15 protein-coding genes are annotated in these 16,471 nt (G+C 70.0%); 8 read left to right on the top strand and 7 right to left on the bottom strand.

Annotated features, from left to right (window positions below):
• Nucleotides 1-73: 73 nt before the first annotated feature.
• The 4 genes from ABL838_RS27455 to ABL838_RS27440 are packed head-to-tail and all read right to left on the bottom strand — an operon-like array spanning nucleotide 74 to nucleotide 4,248.
• Nucleotides 74-520, bottom strand: a complete 447-nt coding sequence (locus tag ABL838_RS27455) for a hypothetical protein (RefSeq protein ID WP_418122812.1) — start codon at nucleotides 518-520, stop codon at nucleotides 74-76.
• Complete coding sequence (locus ABL838_RS27450) at nucleotides 510-1,862, bottom strand: phosphatase PAP2/dual specificity phosphatase family protein (protein ID WP_418122810.1); 1,353 nt, start codon at nucleotides 1,860-1,862, stop codon at nucleotides 510-512. Before ABL838_RS27450 ends, ABL838_RS27455 begins: the two co-directional genes overlap by 11 nt.
• Nucleotides 1,859-3,625, bottom strand: a complete 1,767-nt coding sequence (locus tag ABL838_RS27445; protein ID WP_418122808.1) for a bifunctional alpha/beta hydrolase/class I SAM-dependent methyltransferase — start codon at nucleotides 3,623-3,625, stop codon at nucleotides 1,859-1,861. The genes ABL838_RS27450 and ABL838_RS27445 overlap by 4 nt, the downstream gene beginning before the upstream one ends.
• Nucleotides 3,622-4,248 carry a CDP-alcohol phosphatidyltransferase family protein gene (locus ABL838_RS27440; protein WP_126023673.1) on the bottom strand — a complete coding sequence of 209 codons (627 nt, stop codon included), beginning with the start codon at nucleotides 4,246-4,248 and terminating at the stop codon, nucleotides 3,622-3,624. Before ABL838_RS27440 ends, ABL838_RS27445 begins: the two co-directional genes overlap by 4 nt.
• A 169-nt stretch (nucleotides 4,249-4,417) precedes the next feature.
• Between ABL838_RS27440 and ruvB the strand changes: the two genes are divergently transcribed.
• Both ruvB and dmeF read left to right on the top strand, forming a co-directional pair.
• Nucleotides 4,418-5,482, top strand: a complete 1,065-nt coding sequence (gene ruvB, locus ABL838_RS27435) for a Holliday junction branch migration DNA helicase RuvB (protein WP_369660747.1) — start codon at nucleotides 4,418-4,420, stop codon at nucleotides 5,480-5,482.
• 5 nt (nucleotides 5,483-5,487) lie between these two features.
• Entirely contained in the window at nucleotides 5,488-6,450 is a 963-nt protein-coding gene (dmeF, locus tag ABL838_RS27430) for a CDF family Co(II)/Ni(II) efflux transporter DmeF (RefSeq protein WP_184640854.1), read from the top strand.
• A 27-nt stretch (nucleotides 6,451-6,477) separates the two neighbouring features.
• Here the strand turns inward: dmeF and ABL838_RS27425 are convergent, their stop codons facing one another.
• Complete coding sequence (locus ABL838_RS27425) at nucleotides 6,478-8,220, bottom strand: lysoplasmalogenase family protein (protein WP_418122805.1); 1,743 nt, start codon at nucleotides 8,218-8,220, stop codon at nucleotides 6,478-6,480.
• Between the two features lie 93 nt (nucleotides 8,221-8,313).
• On the opposite strand from ABL838_RS27425, the gene ABL838_RS27420 reads away from it, so the two are divergent.
• Nucleotides 8,314-9,183, top strand: coding sequence for a UDP-2,3-diacylglucosamine diphosphatase (locus ABL838_RS27420; protein WP_418122803.1), 870 nt, complete (start codon nucleotides 8,314-8,316; stop codon nucleotides 9,181-9,183).
• A gap of 16 nt (nucleotides 9,184-9,199) precedes the next feature.
• Here ABL838_RS27420 and ABL838_RS27415 read toward each other — a convergent pair whose 3' ends face one another.
• Complete coding sequence (locus ABL838_RS27415; protein ID WP_418122801.1) at nucleotides 9,200-9,448, bottom strand: hypothetical protein; 249 nt, start codon at nucleotides 9,446-9,448, stop codon at nucleotides 9,200-9,202.
• Between the two features lie 228 nt (nucleotides 9,449-9,676).
• Here ABL838_RS27415 and ABL838_RS27410 point away from each other — a divergent pair, with 228 nt between their 5' ends.
• The 5 genes from ABL838_RS27410 to ABL838_RS27390 all read left to right on the top strand — a co-directional run bounded on the left by ABL838_RS27410 (nucleotide 9,677) and on the right by ABL838_RS27390 (nucleotide 16,001).
• Entirely contained in the window at nucleotides 9,677-10,870 is a 1,194-nt protein-coding gene (locus ABL838_RS27410) for an acyl-CoA dehydrogenase family protein (protein WP_418122799.1), read from the top strand.
• Nucleotides 10,871-10,883: 13 nt separating this feature from the next.
• Entirely contained in the window at nucleotides 10,884-12,026 is a 1,143-nt protein-coding gene (locus tag ABL838_RS27405; RefSeq protein WP_418122797.1) for an acyl-CoA dehydrogenase family protein, read from the top strand.
• A gap of 78 nt (nucleotides 12,027-12,104) precedes the next feature.
• A complete protein-coding gene (locus ABL838_RS27400) occupies nucleotides 12,105-13,217 on the top strand; it encodes a CaiB/BaiF CoA transferase family protein (protein ID WP_418122796.1) in 1,113 nt (370 codons plus the stop codon).
• Between the two features lie 30 nt (nucleotides 13,218-13,247).
• Entirely contained in the window at nucleotides 13,248-14,807 is a 1,560-nt protein-coding gene (locus tag ABL838_RS27395) for a long-chain-fatty-acid--CoA ligase (RefSeq protein ID WP_418122793.1), read from the top strand.
• A gap of 45 nt (nucleotides 14,808-14,852) precedes the next feature.
• Entirely contained in the window at nucleotides 14,853-16,001 is a 1,149-nt protein-coding gene (locus ABL838_RS27390; RefSeq protein WP_418122791.1) for an acyl-CoA dehydrogenase family protein, read from the top strand.
• Between the two features lie 21 nt (nucleotides 16,002-16,022).
• Here the strand turns inward: ABL838_RS27390 and ABL838_RS27385 are convergent, their stop codons facing one another.
• Nucleotides 16,023-16,400, bottom strand: a complete 378-nt coding sequence (locus tag ABL838_RS27385) for a hypothetical protein (protein ID WP_418122790.1) — start codon at nucleotides 16,398-16,400, stop codon at nucleotides 16,023-16,025.
• Between the last annotated feature and the right edge of the window lie 71 nt (nucleotides 16,401-16,471).

The following is a 16,471-nucleotide window of genomic DNA, read 5'->3' as shown; positions in this document are numbered from 1 at the left end:
TTTGCCGGGCCGCCGGTGCGGCCCCCGGCGAGGGGGGAGGAGGCCACACACAGTGGGCAAGCCTGGGGGAGAGTCATGACAAGTCCTGTGTCATCAAGGCTAGTAGGAACAAGGCGCTCTGGCAGGCCACCACGATGGCGTGGCGCTGCATGAGCTGGCGGGTGCCCTGCACGCGGTCGTCGAGCGGGCGGGGCGCATGCTGCGAAGGCGGTGGCTCGCGCAGCCCGAGGGTCGAGAGCGCGCGGTCGAGCGCCTCGAGCGAGGCGACGGTGTTGCGCGCCAGGCCGTCGAACAGCGCCTCGTCGAAGCGCAGGCGGAACGCGAAGTAGCGCTCCAGCGCGCCGAGGATGACGACCGCGCCGAAGCCCATGGTGGCGGTGGTGGAGAGCGAACGCAGCGTCAGCGCGAGCACCAGCGCCGAGATGCAGGTGAGCGCGAAGCCCCAGAGGGCCAGCAGCGCCATGGCGCGCAGCAGCGCCGCGAGCGCGGCGCAGGTGGTTCTGTCGTTGTCATCGGTCATGGGGCGGCACCTCCGGCAAGGGCTTGAACGGCTCCAGGGAGACCCGCCACGCATCCCGCAGCACGATCTGCGGCCGTGCCCGGCGCACCGTGTCCTCGGCCTGGGCGACGCCACCGGCCGCGCCGTAGCGGCCCAGCCAGGCGATCACCGCCGCCGCGCTGCGCGAGAAGCCGAGCGCGCAGCAGACCCACACTGTGGCACCGTCCGCGTTCCTGCGCTGGCCTTCGATGACGGCCGCCGCGCGCTGCAGGCGCACGGTGGGCGGCACCGTCAGGTCGAGGATGGGTACGCAGCGCGCGTGCGGCACGCCGGCGGGCAGTTGCAACTCGGCGCACAGGCTCACCAGCCGGGGCCGGCCGGCCGCCAGCCATTCGGCGCGCGTGGGCCGGCGGCCCAGCCGCAGGCCCGGCACGATCTCGACCGAGGCCGGCAGGCTGCGCGTCCAGAGCCAGGCGTTGATGGCGGCGCCGAGCCGGTAGGGCGCGAGCATCCACCGCGCCACCCAGGCCATGCGGCCATGGCCGTCCATCTGGAAGCCGCGCGCGCCGAAGCCCGCGTAGTTCAGCGCCACCAGCGCCAGCGAGGCGGCCGGCCAGGCGAGCCACAGCGCGATGCCGCCGCCGTAAAGCGCCGCCGCCAGGAACAGCGCCGCGCCCACCGCGTAGAAACCGGCCAGCTTCCAGCGCTGCGGATCGCGGGTGGTGCGCCAGGCGCGCGGCATGGCCACCACGCGCTCCAGCGGCCACAGCCACACGCAGAAGATGCCGAGCAGCGCACCGGTCGGAATGTCGATGAAGTGGTGCTGCCAGGTCGTGAGCACTGACGCGCAGATGGCGAAGGCCCACACATGCAGCACCAGCCGCGCCCACAGCGGCTTCAGGAACTGGCGATACCAGTCCCACAGGATCACCGCCAGCGCGATGTGCAGCGAGGGCGCCTGGTTGAAGGGCTGGTCGAAACCGCGCAGCGCGTTGAACAGGAAGGCCGGCGCCCCGTCGACCGGCGGCTGCCCGAAGCTGAAGTGCAGCGGCCACAGCACGAAGCAGGTGCAGGCGACGATGGTGGCCGTCAGCAGCCGCAGCGCATGACGGTCGAGCGTATGCTTGCTGCGCGCGAGGAAGAGCGACAGCGCGTAGAAGGCGTTGATCGTCCAGTACGGGAAGATGGTCCACGGCCAGAACGGCACGTGCCGCTCCCATTCGAAGGCCATCGACGGTACGTTGGCGCGCGTGGTGGCCCACCAGTTGGCGAAGCCGTAGGTCGCGTAGAACAGCGGCCCCAGCAGCACCAGCCAGGCGGCTGCGCGCTTCCAGGGCCGTCGTGCCGGCGGGGCGGTCGTCATTGCGTGACGCGCACCGCCAGCGACACCGTGAAGATGCCCCACTCGTCGACCCGCTGGTCGATCTTGCGGAAGCCCGCTTCTTCCACCAACTGGTCCATTTCGTGCTGCGTGCGGCGGCGCATCACCCAGGCCTCGCCCTGGCGGTGGCTGGTGAGGGCGCGCGCGATCATCTCGAGCTGCGGGTGCCAGGGCTGGCCGGTGTAGACCAGGTAGCCGCGGTCTTCCACCGCGTCGCCCACGCCCGCGAGCGAGCGGCGCACCATCTCGTTGTCGGGGAAGAGCTCGTACAGGCCCGACACCACGGCCAGCGTGGGCCTCGGCGTCACGCTGGCCAGGCTCATGCGGTCGAAGGCGTCGGCCTGCACGAACTGGGCGATGTCCTCCAGGCCCTTCTCGGCGATGAGCGCGCGGCCGTCGCGCACGTTGATGTCGCTGTAGTCGCGCAGCAGGATCGAACTGGCCTTCACCGGGCTGGCCTGCACCGCGTCGAGCACGTAGCGGCCGTGGCCGGCGGCGATGTCCATCAGGCGCACCTCGCGGTGCATCTCGGCCAGCCGCTCCATCGCGATGCGCAGCAGCTCCTCGACGTGGATCTTGCGCTGGCGGATGCCGCGCCAGCCGATCGATTCCAGGTAGGTCTTGTCGATGGAGCGGCCGATGAACGAGCTGCCCTGCGGATGGTTGCGGTAGACGTAGTCGAGCGTGCTGCCGGAGTCGAAGCCGGTTTCGTGGCCCAGCCTGATGCCCTCGGACATCGTGCCGCCCAGCTTCAACCCGGCGCGCGTCATGGCCCAGTAGGCGCCGCGCGGCGACAGGGGCGACAGCGGCTCGGCCAGCGCGCGCGACTCCTCGGCCGTCTCGCCGCTGAGGTGCGCCTCGCGGCGGTCCACCGGCACGGCCGGCTCGTCGAAGCGCTGCAGGATGAATTCGCGGATCTGCGCCACGGCCGGCGCGCGGTCCTTCTCGCCCAGCGTGTCGTGGAAGAAGCCCGGCAGCTCGGTCTTGGTTTTCACGGCGCTGCCCAGCCGCTCGAAGAACTGGTGCTGCGGCTTGTGATGCACCACCCAGTCGGCGCCCGAGATGAGCAGCTGCACCGGCAGCGTGATCGCGTTGGCGTCGGCCACCACGCGTTCGGCCGCCTCGTACAGGCCCAGCAGGATGTTGACGGCGATCGGCCGGCTGATGAGCGGGTCGCTTTCGTAGCTGGCGATGCGCTCCGGGTCGTGCGTGAGGAACTTCGCCTTCACGTAGCTGTTGACGAAGAACAGGCCGCGCAGCTTGTGCATAAGCGCCAGGCCGGGCCGCGCGAAGGGCACGTAGAGCTTGACCTTGAAGGCCGGCGAGGCGAGCGCGAGGCCGCGCACCTTGGGCGCGTAGTCGTGCGCCCAGGTGGCGATCAGCACCGCGCCCACGCTCTGCGCGACCACGTGGATGTCCTGCTCGGGCACGCCGTGCACCGCGCCGATGTGCTGCACGAAGGTCTGCACGTCGCGCACCGAAGTGCCGAAGCTGGGGCTGTAGCCGCGCTGGCCGGGCGAGCGGCCGTGGCCGCGGGCGTCCCAGGCGTAGAAGTCGAAGTCTGGCAGGTCGAGCTCGTCGACCAGGTGCGCCATGCGCGCGCCGTGCTCGTGGCCGCGGTGGAAAAGCAGCACGGCGCCGCGCCGCGCGGCCCCCGTGGCGGGCCAGCGGCGATAGAAGAGCGATTCGCCGTCGTGCGTCTGGAAGTGGAGTTCCTCGGCGATGCGTGGAGTGGTGTTCGTCATTGAGTCCCTGTCTGATTCTTGTCGTCTGCCTCCGCCAGCGCCCGGCGGATGCGGTTGGTGATGGTCCAGGCCACGAGCGCGGCCACGAGCGGCATCAGCCAGGCCGTCCAGCCCGGCAGCGGCCCGCCCAGCGCCACGTACAGGCCGAGCGCGCCGAACACGAAGGCCCGGTCGCTCTTGCCCAGCGGGCCGTCGTAGCGGCGCGAGGCGCCCACGGTGGGGCCCAGCGCGCCGGCGAATTCGCTCAGCCCGGCCAGCACGATGACGGTGCCGACCCAGAAGCCGCCGAAGGGCTGGACCAGCGCGAAAGGCAGGTACAGCGCCGCGTCGGAGACCACGTCGGTCAGTTCGTTGAGGAAGGCGCCCAGCTTGCTCTGCTGGTTGTGCTCGCGCGCCAGCATGCCGTCGATGGCGTTGAAGGCCATGCGCAGGAACATCCACAGCGGGATGAGCCCGAAGGCCGCCAGCGAGGGCGCCGCGAAGAAGAGCCAGAGTCCGAGCGCCACCGATACCGCGCATGCCGCCAGCGTGACCTGGTTGGCGGTGACGCCCATCGCATGCAGCCGGATCACCAGAGGCCGCAGCAGGGCCTGGAAACGCGGCTTCAGTTCGTAGATCGACACGTGCTGGCTTCCCCTCGTTCGTTATATGGCCGAAGCATTCTGCCAGCGAAGAACAGGCCCCCACGCTCGGCACTGCGTGTCCTCGCTGCCCCCCGAGGGGGCGCTCGCTTGCTTGGGGCGGCCCGGCGCGGCGCTCGGGACTAAACTTGTAGTCGCACACCCCCAGCAAATGACCATCCAGACAGACGATTTCGCGCCCGCTCCCCAACGCGTGGTGTCCGCAGCCCCCGCTTCGCCCAACGAGGAGGCGATCGAACGGGCCCTGCGCCCCAAGCTGCTCGACGAATACGTCGGCCAGGCCAAGGTCCGCGAGCAGCTCGAGATCTTCATCGGCGCCGCGCGCAAGCGGCAGGAAGCCCTCGACCACGTGCTGCTTTTCGGCCCGCCGGGCCTGGGCAAGACCACGCTGTCGCACATCATCGCCGCCGAACTGGGCGTGAACCTGCGCCAGACCTCCGGCCCCGTGCTCGAGAAGCCCAAGGACCTGGCGGCGCTGCTGACCAACCTGGAGCCGAACGACGTGCTCTTCATCGACGAGATCCACCGGCTGAGCCCGGTCGTCGAGGAAATCCTGTACCCCGCGCTGGAGGACTACCAGATCGACATCATGATCGGCGAGGGCCCCGCGGCGCGCAGCATCAAGCTCGACCTGCAGCCCTTCACGCTGGTGGGCGCGACCACCCGCGCCGGCATGCTGACCAACCCGCTGCGCGACCGTTTCGGCATCGTCGCGCGGCTGGAGTTCTACACGCCCGAGGAGCTGGCGCTGATCGTGCACCGCAGCGCCGGCCTGCTCAAGGTTGAGGCCGACCCGGCCGGCGGCTTCGAGATCGCCCGCCGCTCGCGCGGCACGCCCCGCATCGCCAACCGCCTGCTGCGCCGCGTGCGCGACTACGCCGAGGTCAAGGGCACCGGCCGCATCACCGAAGACATCGCCCACCGTGCGCTGGCCATGCTCGACGTCGATCCGCAGGGCTTCGACCTGATGGACCGCAAGCTGCTGGAGGCCGTCATCCACCGCTTCGACGGCGGCCCGGTGGGGCTCGACAACGTGGCCGCCAGCATCGGCGAGGAGCGCGACACCATCGAGGACGTGATCGAGCCCTACCTCATCCAGCAGGGCTACCTGCAGCGCACCCCGCGCGGGCGCATCGCCACGCTGGCCGCCTACCGCCACCTGGGCGTGGCGCCGCCTTCGGGCCGCGCCGACGGTCCCGATCTCTTTGGAGCCTGAATTCCATGCACACCCATGACCTGAGCGCCTGGCAGCACGACCACCATTTCGGCGCGGACACCTCTTCCGCCGAGCGCAGCACGCGCCTGGTGATGTGGATCACCTTCGCGATGATGGTCGTCGAGATCGGCGCCGGCTGGTGGTTCAACTCGATGGCGCTCCTGGCCGACGGCTGGCACATGAGCTCGCACGCGCTGGCCATCGGGCTGAGCGCCTTCGCCTACGCCGCCGCGCGCCGCTACGCGCGCGACCCGCGCTTCGCCTTCGGCACCTGGAAGATCGAGGTGCTCGGCGGCTTCGCGAGCGCGCTGGCGCTGCTGGGTGTGGCGGCGCTGATGGTGGTGGGCTCGCTGGAGCGGTTGTGGTCGCCCTCGGCCATCCATTACCCCGAAGCGATCGCGGTGGCGGTGCTGGGGCTGGTGGTCAATCTGGTCTGCGCGCGGCTGCTGGGCGGGGCGCATCACCATCACGGGCACGACCACGGCCATGCGCACGATCACCATGGGCACGGCCATCACGACCACCATGGCCACGACCTGAACCTGCGCTCGGCCTACCTGCACGTCGTGGCCGACGCCGCCACCTCGGTGCTCGCCATCGCGGCGCTGCTGGGCGGCTGGTTCTACGGCTGGGCCTGGCTCGACCCGGCCATGGGCATCGTCGGCGCGGTGCTGGTGGCGGTCTGGGCCAAGGGGCTGCTGAAGGAAACCGGCAAGGTGCTGCTCGACCGCGAGATGGACCACCCCGTCACGCAGGAGATCAGGGAAGGCGTCGAGACCCTGCTGGCCGACTCCGAAACCCGCGTGGCCGACCTGCACGTTTGGCGCGTGGGCCGCGACGCGTATGCCTGCGCGCTCACGGTGGTGACCCACTCGCCGACGCTCACCGCCGACGAGGTGCGGGCCTGCTTCTCGATGCACGAGGAGATCCGCCACTCGACGGTGGAAATCCAGCGCTGCGCGGATTAGGTCCAGCGGGGAGCGAGCGAGCCGAAGTCAGGCCTTGGGCCGGGCGTGCCGCACGATCAGCACCTGCGCCGCGTAGTACGTCGCCAGCACCCACAGCTGCGCCAGCGGCAATGGCGCCACGAACTTGTTGGTTGCCAGCAGCGAGTCGCTCAGCATGAAGAAGCACGCGCCCACCGCCACCCATGGGGCCGATGGGTCGGCCCGGTGCAGCACCGCGGCGCGCCCGATGGCCTGCGCCGCCATGCAGGCGATCACCACTACGTAGGCGCCGACCGGGATCCGCAGCGCCGCAGGCAGCCCGCCGTGCCAGAGAAAGGCGTACATCCCCGCGCCGACCAACAGCGCGGCCGCCAGCGCCCCCGGCCGCGGGAACAGGCCCACGCCGATGCGAAACAGCGCGATGTAGGCGAGGTGGGCCAGCAGGAAGCACACGAGGCCCGGCACGAACATCCCGCCCGGCCCCATCAGCAGCACGTCGCCTGCCAGCGAGGCGACCAGGCCCGCCAGCAGCAGGCCATCGAAGCCGGTGATCGGGCCGGCCGAAAGCGCCCGCCGGGCCGCGAGGAAGATCGCGATCGACAGCGCCAGCGGCTTGAACAGGTAGTGCAGCCAGCCGATTCCCAGTGCCGCGCTGGCCGTGGCGAGCGCGCAGGCCTCGATCAGCAGCACCTCCGTGACAGTCAGCCGCCCCTGCAGAACGCCGCCGATCGCCCACAGCATGGCCGTCAGCGCGGCCAGCCACACGGCCGAATGCGGCAGCGGCAGGAGGTCGGAGAACCACAGGAACACCACCGCGAACCCGACCAGCAGCAGGAACTGGATGCCCGCGAACCACTGCACGCCGGGGCTCACCACCGGTTCGTAGCGCCTCACCTTCGCGATGTCGAAGGGCGGCTTCGGAAAGCGCGCCGCCACGTCGGCCGGCCGCCAGCCCGGCGGCCTGATCCATACGCGCAGCTTGTCGGCCCAGCTGCGCGCGTGCCATGAATCCTTCGCGAGCGCCCAGTAGACCTCGGCGTTGGCCCACAGCGGGTCCCAGCTACCCAGCCCGCCGCGCGTGCCGTAGACGCAGCGCTCGTCTTCCTCGCGGAAGGTGCCGAACATGCGGTCCCACACGATCAGCACGCCGCCGTAGTTGCGGTCGAGGTAGCGGTCGTTCACCGCATGGTGCACGCGATGGTTGGAGGGCGAGCAGAACCAGCGGTCGAACCAGCCCAGCCTGCCCACCTGCTCGGTGTGCACCCAGAACTGGTAGAGCAGGTCGACGAGCGACACCACGACGAACACCAGCGGCGGCACGCCCGCCACCGCCATCGGCAGGTAGAAGATCCAGCCCAGCAGCGCGCCGCTGGAGGTCTGGCGCAGCGCGGTCGAGAGGTTGTAGTGCTGGCTCTGGTGGTGCACCACGTGCGCGGCCCACAGCACGGCCGACTCGTGGCCCATGCGGTGCAGCCAGTAGTAGCAGAAGTCGTAGAACACGAGCGCCAGCAGCCAGCCGTACCAGGCGGTCCAGAACTCCTTCGCTGCTTCCTGCGGAAAGAGCGCGATCGACGAGTACACGGCCGTGTAGATGCCGATGCGCAGAAGGCCGGTGAGCACCGCGCTGATCTGGCTCAGCATGCCCAGCCCGACGCTGTTGACGGCGTCGGCGAGGCGGTAGGTGTCCTGTCCCGTGCCACGGCGGGCGCGCGCGCGGCCGACCGCGAATTCGATCCCCATCAGCAGGAAGAAGACAGGGGTCGCTAGAACGATGATCTGGCCAGGTCGCATCGCGCGATTGTGCGTTGCTGCACTGCGACAAGTCATCGGGATGTCACGGGGACGCCATCGTATGGTCACCCGGCGGTGGGAGCCTACCCGGCCATGCAACGCGACGACGCTTTCCTTCGCGCATGGCGCGACACCGCGACCCGGGCCCTCGACCCCGAGGACGATGATCGCGGGCGTCCGCCACTGCAATTCCGCACCCTCTGGATCTCCGACCTGCACCTGGGCACGCCCGGCTGCCAGGCCAGGGCGCTGCTCGATTTCCTCAAGCACACCGAGTGCGAGACCCTGTTCCTGGTCGGCGACATCATCGACGGCTGGCAGCTCAAGCGGCACTGGTACTGGCCGCAGGCGCACAACGACGTGATCCAGAAGCTGCTGCGCAAGGCGCGCAAGGGTACGCGCGTGATCTTCATCCCGGGCAACCACGACGAGTTCGCCCGCAAGTACCTGCACCACAACTTCGGCGGCATCGACGTGGCCGACGAGTGGATCCACGAGACGGCCGACGGCCGCAAGCTCTGGATCATCCACGGCGACCTGTTCGACGGCGTGATCCAGTGCGCCAAGTGGCTGGCCTACGTGGGCGACTCGCTCTACGAGTTCACGCTCAAGCTCAACCGCCACCTCAACTCGCTGCGCGCGCGCATGGGGCTGCCGTACTGGTCGCTGTCCAAGTACCTCAAGGGCAAGGTCAAGCGGGCCGTGAGCTACGTGGGCGACTTCGAAGTGGCCGTGGCGCGCGAGGCCAGCAAGCGCGGCGCGCAGGGCGTGGTCTGCGGCCACATCCACCATGCCGAGATGCGCGACATCGACGGCATCCTCTACTGCAACGACGGCGACTGGGTCGAAAGCCTCACGGCGCTGGCCGAGCATGCCGACGGCACGCTGGAAATCATCGACTGGGCCAGGCACATGCCCGTGCCTGCTAAGGCGGTGCCGCAGCGCGAAGCCGTCGCCGCCTGAGCCTGGCGGCCGGTCGTCAGCCCTTGCGATCGGGGCCGTTCGCCGTCGCGTGGCCGAGCTGCTCGCGCCAGGCGTCGTAGTGCCTGAACATGCTCTTGCCCAGCTCGTCCATCCACAGCCACCAGGCCAGCGCGAGCTTCTCGGGGCCGTCGGCTTCCGGCAGGTTCTGGAAAAGGGTGGAGGCGGCGGCAGGCGGTTCCGACAGTTCGTAGTCGCACAGCCGCTCGACGCTGGCGTGCGGGAAGCCGGGAATGACAGTGCTCACTGCGGTGCTCCTTCAGCGCGGCGCATTTTTCTGCGCCCGGAACGACTCCCCGGCAGATTGAAACAGGAAGCGGCGCGGCGGCGTATCGGACTATCCCGGATGAAAACAAAAGTCCACTGGAATCCGTAGGTCGCTGGCGGCCAAACCACGTTCGTCCGATCCGACGATGCCACCGGCCCCCGCCGGCATCACACTCGCCGCAGCATCCCGAATGGAGACGACAAACACATGGCCTGGGCACTCACGGCCGCGGAAACCGCATTCCGCGACGAGGTTCGAGACTTCCTGGCGCGCGAGCTGACGCCCGAGCTGCGCGCCGCCGGCCGGCGCAGCTCGGGCATCTTCAGCGACTACGAATACGGCAACCGCTGGCACCGCATCCTCGCCAGGCGCGGCTGGAGCGTGCCGCACTGGCCGGTGGAGCATGGCGGTACCGGCTGGACGCCGATGCAGCACTACATCTTCTCGGCCGAGCTGGCGGCCGCCGACGCGCCGGCGCGCGCGCCCATGGGCCCGGGCATGGTCGCGCCGGTGATCATCGCCTTCGGCACCGAGGCGCAGAAGCGCGCCTGGCTGCCCGGCATCCGCTCGGGCGAGGACTACTGGTGCCAGGGCTACTCGGAGCCGCAGTCGGGCTCCGACCTCGCCTCGCTGCAGTGCAAGGCCGTGCGAGATGGCGACCACTACGTCATCAACGGCACCAAGATCTGGACCACCCACGCCCAGTACGCCAACCGCATGTTCTGCCTGGTGCGCACCGCGTCGGGCGGCAAGCCGCAGCAGGGCATCAGCTTCCTGTGCTTCGACATCCCGGCGCCGGGCATCACCATCCGGCCGATCATCAGCATCTCGGGCGACCACGAGCTCAACCAGGTGTTCTTCGACGACGTGCGCGTGCCGGCCGAGGGGCTCATCGGCGAGGAGAACCAGGGCTGGACCATCGCCAAGTACCTGCTGCAGCACGAGCGCGGCGGCGCGTGGGCGCCGATGCTGCGCGCGCGCCTGCGCCGCCTGCAGCAAGCTGCCGACGCGGCCCTCGCGGTGGGCGACCCGCACGAGGCCGACGACATGGCCCTGCGCCTGGCCGAAGCCGAATGCGCCATCGACGCGCTCGAGGCCACCGAGCTGCAATCGCTGCGCGCGCAGGCCCGCGGCGAGCCGCACGGCATCCGCCCGTCGATGGGCAAGGTGCTGGGCTCCGAACTGCGCCAGCGGCTGACCGAGCTGGGCGTCGAAATCGCCGCCCACTACGCCGCCGCCGACCTGCCGCTGGACGACGGCCTGCAGGGTGGCGCGCTGCCCGTTCCCGAGGACGCCGTGTTCTCGATGTCGGCCTACCTCAACGACCGCGCGGCTTCGATCTATGCGGGCTCGAACGAGGTGCAGCGCAACATCGTCGCGGCCCACCTGCTGGCGAACTGAGAGAGGCCGCTCCATGAACGCCACCACCGAACGCGACGACACCCTGGCGATGCTGCGCGACAGCCTCGCGCGCTACCTCGACGACAACCACGGCTTCGAGCAGCGCCTGTACGTGCTGCGCAAGGCCGACGACGCACCGCCGCCGTTCTGGCGCGGCCTCGCCACCGATCTCGACCTGCTGCGCGCGCCACTGCCCGAGCCGCAGGGCGGCCTCGGCGGCGGCATGGCCGCGCATCTTGCGATGATGGAAACGCTGGGCGGCGCGCTCGCCGCCGAGCCTTATCTGTCGACGATGGTGATCGGCGCCGGCCTGCTGCAGCGCAACCCCGGCACGCGGGCCGATGCGCTGCTCGCTCGCGTGGTCGCCGGCGACGCCGTACTCGCCTTTGCGCATGCCGAGCCGCAGAGCCGGCACGACCGCGCCGACGTACAGGCCCAAGCCGTGCGCGATGCCGACGGCTCCTTCCGCCTCGACGGCCGCAAGGCCGTGGTGCACGCCGCGCCATGGGCCAGCCACCTGCTCTTGAGCGCGCGAAGCGGTGCCGGCCTCTCGCTCTTCGTCGTTCCGAAGAACGCGCCCGGCCTGCGCCTTCGCGCCTATCCGACGCGCGACGGCGGCCGCGCAGCCGACATCGCCCTCGACGACCTGCGCCTGCCCGCCGATGCCTTGCTGGGCACGGAAGGCGCCGCGCTGCCGCAGATCGAACAGGCGCTCGACGAAGCCACGCTCGCCGTCTGCGCCGAGTCCGTCGGCGTCATGCGCCGCCTGATGCGCGACACGCTCGACTATGTGCGCCAGCGCAGGCAGTTCGGCGTGCCGATCGCGAGCTTCCAGGTGCTGCAGCACCGGTTTGCCGACATGCACATGGCACTGGAGCAGGCGGCGGCGCTCACCGCCAGCGTGGGTGAAGCCATCGACACGGCATCCGCGCCGGAACGCGCACGCGCCGTTTCGTCCGCCAAGGTGGCCGCCGCGAAGGCCTGCAAGGCCGTGGGGCAGGGCGCGGTGCAGCTGCACGGCGGCATGGGCATGACGCAAGAGCTGGCGGTGGGCCACTACGTGCGCCGCGCCACGCTCATCGAAGGCCAGTTCGGCCCGCCTTCGTGGCATTTGCGGCGCGTGGCGAAGCTGCGTGCCGCCGCCGCGATGGCATAGCGCCGCGCATTCGTCGCTTTCGACGATGCGGCGCGGTGGGCCCGGCGCCAAGATGCCTCCACACACAGGAGACGCACCATGGCTGGTCCACTGCAAGGCCTTCGGGTGATCGAGATGGCGGGCATCGGCCCGGGGCCGTTCTGCGCGATGCTCTTTGCCGACATGGGCGCGGAGGTGATCCGCATCGAGCGGCCTGGCACGCGCACTGCGCCGCACGACATCCTCGCGCGCGGGCGCAGCACGCTGCAGGTCGATCTGCGCGCGGAAGGCGCCGCGCAATCGGTGCTCGACGCCATCGCCAGGGCCGACGTGCTCATCGAAGGCTTCCGCCCCGGCGTGATGGAGCGGCTGGGCCTGGGGCCGGCCGAATGCCATGCTCGCAATCCGAAGCTGGTGTATGGCCGCATGACCGGCTGGGGCCAGCACGGGCCGCTCGCGCATGCGGCGGGCCACGACATCAACTACATCGCCATCAGCGGCGCGCTGCACGCCATCGGCCGCGCGGGCGAGCCGCCGGTGCCGCCGCTGAACTACGTGGGCGACTTCGGCGGCGGTGCGATGCTGCTGGCCTTCGGCATCCTCGCCGCGCTGCACGAGGCCAAGGGCTCGGGCCAGGGACAGGTGGTCGACGCCGCCATGACCGACGGCGCGGCGCTGCTGTCTTCCATGATGTACGGCTTCAGGTCGGCCGGCCAGTGGAGCAACCAGCGCGGCGAGAACATGCTCGACGGCGGCGCGCACTTCTACGACACCTACGCCTGCGCCGACGGCAGGTACGTGGCGGTGGGCGCCATCGAGCCGCAGTTCTACGCGCTGCTGCGCGAGCGCTGCGGCATCGCCGACGACACCGCCTTCGACGCGCAGATGGACGCCGACCGCTGGCCGATGCTGAAGCTGCGCATGGCCGACGTGTTCCGCACCCGCACGCGCGACGAGTGGTGCGTGCTGCTCGAAGGCAGCGACGCCTGCTTCGCGCCCGTGCTCGACTGGGACGAGGCCCCGGAGCACCCGCACAACGTGGCGCGCGGCACCTTCGCCAACGTGGGCGGCGTGGTGCAGCCCGCGCCGGCGCCGCGCTTCAGCCGCACCGCGCCCGTGGTGCCGCAGCCCGCGGCGCGCGACGACGGCCCGACGGTGCTGCGTCGCTGGGGCGTGGCGGCGGAAGCCATCGCGCCCCTGTGCGGAGCTTGAAGAAGGAAAACGAGAACGGAGACAGCAACCATGTTCCTCACCCAACCCCTGCACAAGGGCCGGCGCGAGAAGCCGAAGGCCGCCGCCATCGTCTGCGGCGCCACGCGGCTGGACTTCGCCACGCTCGCCGATCGCGTCGCGCGCCTGGGCGCCGTGTTGAAACAGCTCGGCATGGGCAGCGGCGACCGCGTCGGCATGATGAGCCTCAACTCGCACCGCTTCGTCGAATACTTCTTCGGCACCTGGTGGGGCGGCGGCGTGATCAACCCGGTCAACATCCGCTGGAACCCGAAGGAGGTCGCCTACTCGCTGGACGACTGCGACACCCGCATCCTGCTGGTGGACGACCTGTTCGTGCAGATGGTGCCCGCACTGCGCCAGCTCTCGGCCTCGCTGCGCACCGTGGTCTACTGCGGCGACGGCGCGGTGCCCGAGGGCATGGTGGGCTACGAGGCGCTGCTGGCGCAGGCCGAGCCCGTCGAGGACGCACCGCACCACTCCGACGAGCTCGCCGCCATCATGTACACCGGCGGCACCACCGGGCAGCCCAAGGGCGTGATGCTCACCCACGGCAACCTCTGCATCAACGCGCTGAGCACCGTGGCGGCGCTGCCGCGCGATGCGCAGAATGCGGTGGCCCTCGTCGCCGCGCCCATGTTCCATGTTGCCGGCTGCGGCGCCACCATCCAGAACATGCTGCGGCTCACGCCCACGCACGTGCTGCCGATGTTCGACGAGCTGGCGGTGCTGCAGGCCGTGCAGTCCGCGCGCATCACCGAGATGTTCATGGTGCCGACCATGATCAAGCGCGTGGTCGAGCATCCGCGCTTCGCGGAGTTCGACCTGTCGAGCCTGCAGCTGCTGTTCTACGGCGCGGCACCCATCGACGCGGCGTTGCTCGACCAGGCGATGTGCGCCATTCCCGGCGCCGCCTTCGCGCAGGTCTACGGCATGACGGAGCTGTCGCCCGTGGTCACCGCGCTGTCGCCGCACTGCCATCTGCCCGGCCCTGATCGCGACCGCCTGTTGCGTTCGGCGGGCACCCCGGTGCCCATCGCCGAGGTGCGCATCGTCGATGGCGAAGACAACGAGCTGCCGCCCGGACAGGTCGGCGAGATCGTCGCGCGCGGCCCGATGGTGATGAAGGGCTACTGGAACAAGCCCGAGCAGACCGAGGCCGCGCTGCGCGGTGGCTGGATGCATACCGGCGACGGCGGCTACATGGACGAGCAGGGCTTCGTCTACGTTGTCGACCGCATGAAGGACATGATCGTGAGCGGCGGCGAGAACGTGTATTCGGCCGAGGTCGAGAACGCCATCGCGCAGATGCCGCAGGTGCTGATGTCGGCCGTGATCGGCGTGCCCGACGACAAGTGGGGCGAGCGGGTGCATGCGGTGATCGTGCGGCGCGAAGGCATGGCGCTGGAGGCCGATGCCGTCATCGCCCACTGCCGCGAGCACATCGCCGGCTACAAGTGCCCGCGCAGCGTGGAGTTCCGCGACGCGCTGCCGCTCTCGGCGGCCGGCAAGCTGCAGAAGTTCCAGCTGCGCGAGCCCTTCTGGGCCGGCAGGGAACGCCGCGTCGGCTGAGGCCCCGGACGCAAGAGTCAGAGAAAGAAAGCAAAGGAAGACAACATGGCCATCGATTTCCGCCGCTCCTGGAGCGACGAAGACCTGGAGCTGTACCGCGACAACGTGGTGCGCTTCATCGAGACCGAAGTGCTCCCGCACGACGAGGAAGCCCGCAAGCGCGGCCACGTGGGCCACGAGGTGTGGCGCAAGGCCGGCGCGCTCGGCCTGCTGTGCGCCGACATCCCCGAGGAATACGGCGGCGCCGGTGGCGACTTCCGCCACGAGGCCGTGTTCTACGAGGAGATGTCGCGCCGCGCGCTCACCGGCATGGCGACCTCAGTGCACAGCATCGTGGCGCACTACTTCCTCAACCACGGCACCGAGGAGCAGAAGCGCCACTACCTGCCGCGCATGGCGCGCGGCGAGATGGTGGGCGCCATCGCCATGACCGAGCCCGGCGCGGGCTCCGACCTGCAGGGCGTGCGCACGCGCGCCGAGAAGAAGGACGGCGGCTACGTCGTCAACGGCTCCAAGACCTTCATCACCAACGGCTTCCTGGCCGGCGTGGTGCTGGTGGTTTGCAAGACCGACCCGACGCAGGGTGCCAAGGGCACGTCGATCCTCATCGTCGAGACCGAAAGCTGCAAGGGCTTCCGCGTGGGCCGCGTGCTCGACAAGATCGGCATGAAGGCGCAGGACACCTCCGAGCTCTTCTTCGACGACGTGCGCGTTGGCGCCGACGCGCTGCTGGGCGGCGTGGAGGGGCAGGGCTTCTTCCAGCTCATGAGCGACCTGCCCTACGAGCGCACCATCATCGGCCTGAGCGCACTGGCCACGATGGAGGGTGCCTACCAGGCCACGCTCGACTATGTGCGCGACCGCAAGGCCTTCGGCAAGCCGGTGGCCGAGTTCCAGAACACCAAGTTCAAGCTGGCCGAGATCGCCATCCAGATCAAGGTGGGCCGCGCCTTCATCGACCGCTGCATCGAGGACCTCGTGGCCGGCAAGCTCGACACCGCCACCGCTTCCATGGCCAAGCTCTGGGGCTCGGAGGCCCAGGGCCGCGTGGTCGACGAATGCCTGCAGCTCTTCGGCGGCTACGGCTTCATGAACGAATACATGGTGGCGCGCATGTACGCCGACGCGCGGGTGCAGCGCATCTATGGCGGCACCAACGAGATCATGAAAGAGGTGATTGCCAGGGCCCTGTGAGCGAGCGACCCGGCACCTCGCTCAGGACAGCCGCCTGATCTCCGCCCGCGCGATCTCGCGGTGGTGGTACGAGGGCGACAGGCCGATGAGCTCCGTGTACTTCTCGCGCGCCGCCTCGGGGTTGCCCGCGTCCTCCAGCTCCAGCGCCTCCATCGTGACCTGGGTGAAGAGCCGGTTGGCGTCGCTCTCGCGCGCGGTGGCGGCCAGCGTCTTGGGCTGCAGTTCGGGCTGTGCGGCGTAGATCCGCCGCTGCACCTCGATCACCTCGATCAGCGCGCGGCCGATGCGCTGGATGTTCTCGTCCACGGGGCCGAGATCGGTGGCGCGCACTTCCGTGGCGGCCTGGTCCATCAGGTGCGATGCCACGCGCAGCAGCTGGTGCAGTTGCCTGTGTGTCATCGGCGGGCCGCTCCGTGCGGGCGACCGCTCCCTGGCTTCGCAGCTTCCGCGAAGCCGATTCCTTGCAATAA

This window comes from Variovorax sp. 160MFSha2.1 (genome assembly GCF_048305075.1).
Taxonomy (GTDB): domain Bacteria; phylum Pseudomonadota; class Gammaproteobacteria; order Burkholderiales; family Burkholderiaceae_C; genus Variovorax; species Variovorax guangxiensis.
This window is presented reverse-complemented; position numbering and strand designations above follow the sequence as displayed.